The following is a 4,255-nucleotide window of genomic DNA, read 5'->3' on the forward strand; positions in this document are numbered from 1 at the left end:
CCTACATCGAGGCCAACCGGCGCGGCTTCTTCCCCTACACCCCCGCCACCAACCTGCTCTACGGTCTCGCCGAAGCCCTGCGGATACTCAAGGCCGAAGGGCTGCCCGCGGTCTTCGCCCGGCACGACCGGCATGCGGCCGCCACCCGGGCGGCCGTGCGCGGCTGGGGCCTTGAGGTGCTGTGCGCCGACGAGCGCGAGTACTCCTCCTCGCTGACCGCGGTCCTCATGCCCGAGGACCAGGACGCCGACAAAGTACGAAAGATCATCCTTGAGCGGTTCGACATGTCCCTGGGCGCGGGCCTCGGAAGGCTCGCCGGACGGGTGTTCCGCATCGGCCACCTCGGGCACCTGGGCGACCTGACGCTCGCGGGCACGCTCGCCGGGGTGCAGATGGGCCTGCAACTGGCCGGTGTGCGCATCGACCCGGGCGGGCTCGCCGACGCCCTGGACGTCCTGCGCACCGAGTGAGAACGGCCGTGCGCCCGCCGAAGTCCCCATCCCGCCGAGGAGGCTGCCGAGGATGACCGTCACCGAGGGCGAGAGCCCCGCCCACGACCACGCCGAGAGCCGGGACCAGGCCCGCGGTCTCGAACAGGACCTGGTCAAGGATCTCGACGGCGAGGTCCAGTTCGACGACTACACCCGGCACTTGTTCGCCAGGGACGCGAGCATGTACGCCATCACGCCGATGGGGGTGGCCTTCCCCCGGCACGCCGACGACGTCGCCGCGGCGGTCGCGGCCGCCGCCGCCCACCGCGTGCCCGTCGTGCCGCGCGGGGCCGGGACCAGCCTGGCGGGCCAGACCGTGGGGCCCGGCCTGGTCCTGGATCTGTCCCGTCACATGAACCGCATCGTGGAACTCGATCCGGGCAGCGGCACGGCCCTGGTCGAGGCCGGTGTCGTACAGGACCAGCTCAATCGCGCCGCGAGCCCGTGGGGGCTGATGTTCGGCCCGGACACCTCCACCAGCAACCGCGCCACCATCGGCGGGATGATCGGCAACAACTCGGCCGGCAGCGGGTCGGTGCGCTACGGCATGACCATCGACCACGTCCGCGAACTCGATGTGGTGCTCGCGGAGGGCAGCCCCGCGTCCTTCGGCCGGGTCGACGAGGCCGAACGCGCCCGCCGCGCCGGGCAGCCGACGCTCGAAGGCGCCCTCTACCGGGAGCTACCCGGGATCGTCCGGGCCAATGCCGCGGCCATCGCCGAGGGCTTCCCCGAGCACTGGCGCCGCGCCTGCGGCTACCGCCTGGACCGCCTCGCCCGCGAGGACGCCCCCTTCGACCTCGCCAAGTTCGTCGTCGGCTCGGAGGGAACCCTGGCCGTCGCCACCACAGCCCTCGTCGACCTGGTGCCCAAGCCGAGCCGCACGGTCATCGCCGTCGGCCACTTCACCTCCGTGGCCGGGGCGATCGCGGGGACACAGGACGCGCTGGCCTGCGATCCGGCCGCCGTGGAGCTGATGGACCGGACGATCCTCGACCTGTCCCGGCGAAAGATCGAGTACGCGGCGCTCAGCGACATCCTCGAAGGGCAACCAGAAGCCCTGCTCTTCGTCTCCTTCACCGGCGACGACGAGGCCGAACTCCTGGACCGGATGCGGCAGCTGACCCAGCTGTGGTCGCGCCACGGGCACGGCTACCACACCCTCCAGGCCATCACCCCGGCCCAGCAGTCCTCCCTTCTGAAGGTCCGCAAGGCCGGGCTCGGCCTGCTGATGGCGGCCAGCGAGGGCACCAAGCGCCCGCTCGCCTTCGTCGAGGACACCGCGGTCGACCCGGTACATCTGGCCGACTACACCCGCAGGTTCAAGAACGTCCTGGACCGGCACGGCATGACGGCCGGGTTCTACGGCCACTGCTCGGTGGGCTGTCTGCACATCCGGCCCTACCTCGACCTCACCAACCCCGCGGACATCGGCCGGATGCGCGCCGTCGCAACGGAGGTCAAGGACCTGGTCGCCGAGTACGGCGGGGTCAACTCCAGCGAGCACGGCGACGGCCTGGCCCGCAGCGAGTTCAACCGGGAGATCTTCGGCGAGAAACTGTACGAGGCGATGCGCCAGGTCAAGCGGCTCTTCGACCCCGACGGCATCCTCAACCCGGGCAAGATCGTGGATGCGGCGCCGATGACGGACAACCTGCGCGACGCGGCCCTGCCGCCCGCCGCACCGCTGCGCACCCGCCTGTCCTTCGAGGTCGTGGGCGGGGGCAGCATGCGGGCCGCGGCCGACCGGTGCATGAACATCGGGCTGTGCCGCAAGTCCGGCAGCGGCGCCATGTGCCCCTCGTACATGGCCACCCGCAAGGAGGAGGACTCCACCCGCGGGCGCGCGGGAGCCCTGGTCAAGGCGCTGTCCGAGCCCGACCCCAAGGCCGCGCTCGGGGACGAGCGGCTGCACGAGATCCTCGACCTGTGCCTGATGTGCAAGGCGTGCAAGAGCGAGTGCCCGCTCGGCGTCGACATGGCCACCCTCAAGAGCGAGGCCCTCTCGCACTACCACGACACCCACGGCGTGCCGCTGCGCTCGCGCCTGTTCGGTGCGATCCGGCTCCTGAACCGCCTGGGCTCGGCGACCGCACCGCTGTCCAACCTGCCGGGACGCGTCCCTTGGGTACGCCGGCTCATGGACCGCCTGGCCGGCATCGCCCCGCAGCGGCCGCTGCCGGTGTTCGTGCGGCGCAATCTGCTGCGCTGGTTCCGGCGCCGGACGCCCGGCGGGTTCCCGGTCACCCAAGGCACCGTCACCTATCTCGCCGACTCCTTCACCACGTACACCGAGCCGGGCATCGGCCGGGCGGCCATCGACCTGCTGGAGCGGGCGGGGTGGCAGGTGCGCCTGGAGAGCGGGGGCTGCTGCGGCCGCTCCAGCCTCTCCAAGGGGCTTGTCGACGACGCGAAGCACAAGGCGCGCCGACTGGCCCGCACCCTGCGGGAGTCGACCGAGCCCGGCTCACCGATCGTGGGCTGCGAACCCTCGTGCCTGATGACCCTGCGCGACGAACACCGGGCGCTGCTGCCCGACGACACCGCCGTCAAGGACATCGCCGGAAGGGTGCGCCAGGTCGAGGAGCTGCTCGTGGAGGCCGTCGACGACGGGCGGCTTCGGCTGCGCGAGGACTCCTGGCTCGCGGGACGCAAGCTGCTCTACCACGGCCACTGCCACCAGAAGGCGGAGGTGGGCACGGCCGCGACCGTCGCGCTCCTGAAGCGGATCCCCGGCGTGTCGGTGTCCGAACTGGACGCCGGGTGCTGCGGGATGGCCGGGTCCTTCGGCTTCGAGTCCGAGCACTACGAGGTGTCGATGACGGTCGGCCAGGACCGTCTTTTCCCCGCGATCGAGGCGGAGGACGGCGACACGGTCGTGGTCGCCACGGGCGTCTCCTGCCGCCAGCAGATCTTCCACGGGACCGAACGCGACGCCTGGCATCCGGTGCAGTTGCTGCGGGAGGCGGTGGAACCGGCCTGAACACGCGAGCGGTCGTGGTCCCGGCACCGGCCGGAGTGCCGGGTACGGAAGCGGGCGCGGTGCCCCAGCACCACGGCCGCCCTCGCCTTCGGCCGGTTCACGCAGCCGCGGTGGCGCCGCCCGCCCCCGTCTCGTGGTGGATGGGCATCGCGGCGCCGGTCAGCGGCACGCCCGTACCGCCGCGCCGGGCCGCGACGATCTCCGCCGCGATGGACAGGGCGGTCTCCTCGGGCGTGCGCGCCCCGAGGTCGAGCCCTATCGGGGAGTGCAGAAGCGCCAACTCCTCCTCGCTGACGCCGGCTTCCCGCAGCCGGCGGTTGCGGTCCTCGTGCGTGCGGCGCGAGCCCATCGCGCCGACGAACGCGACCGGCAGGCGCAGGGCCACCTCCAGCAACGGGATGTCGAACTTGGCGTCATGGGTGAGGACGCACAAGACCGTGCGCCCGTCGGTGGCGGTGTCCCGCAGATAACGGTGCGGCCAGTCGACCACGATGTCATCGGCCCCCGGGAAACGGGCCCGCGTGGCGAAGACGGGCCGCGCGTCGCACACCGTCACGTGGTAGCCCAGGAACTTGCCCGTGCGCACCAGGGCCGCCGCGAAGTCGATCGCACCGAACACGATCATGCGGGGCGGGGGCACGCTCGACTCCACGAACAGCGTCAGCGGCTCCCCGCAGCGCGATCCGCTCTCCGAGACGGTGAACTCGCCGGTGCGGCCCGCGTCCAGCATCGCGCGGGTCTCCCCCACCACCGTCCGGTCCAGGTCCGTTTGTGTTTCAAT

2 protein-coding genes and 1 pseudogene are annotated in these 4,255 nt (G+C 71.9%); 2 read left to right on the forward strand and 1 reads right to left on the reverse strand.

What is annotated here, in order from left to right:
* Both ACQKIP_RS41130 and ACQKIP_RS41135 read left to right on the forward strand, forming a co-directional pair.
* Positions 1–470, forward strand: a pseudogene (locus tag ACQKIP_RS41130) (serine--glyoxylate aminotransferase); the annotation flags it as partial.
* A gap of 52 nt (positions 471–522) precedes the next feature.
* On the forward strand, positions 523–3,474 hold the full coding sequence (locus ACQKIP_RS41135) for an FAD-binding and (Fe-S)-binding domain-containing protein (protein WP_365854091.1): 2,952 nt from the start codon (positions 523–525) through the stop codon (positions 3,472–3,474).
* Between the two features lie 97 nt (positions 3,475–3,571).
* On the opposite strand, the gene ACQKIP_RS41140 is transcribed toward ACQKIP_RS41135, so the two are convergent.
* A partial coding sequence (locus ACQKIP_RS41140) for an XdhC family protein (RefSeq protein WP_427745354.1) occupies positions 3,572–4,255 on the reverse strand: 684 nt, incomplete at its 5' end.

Origin of the sequence: Streptomyces sp. NPDC059900 (genome assembly GCF_050270335.1) — a bacterium.
In the GTDB taxonomy this organism is placed as follows: Bacteria; Actinomycetota; Actinomycetes; order Streptomycetales; family Streptomycetaceae; genus Streptomyces.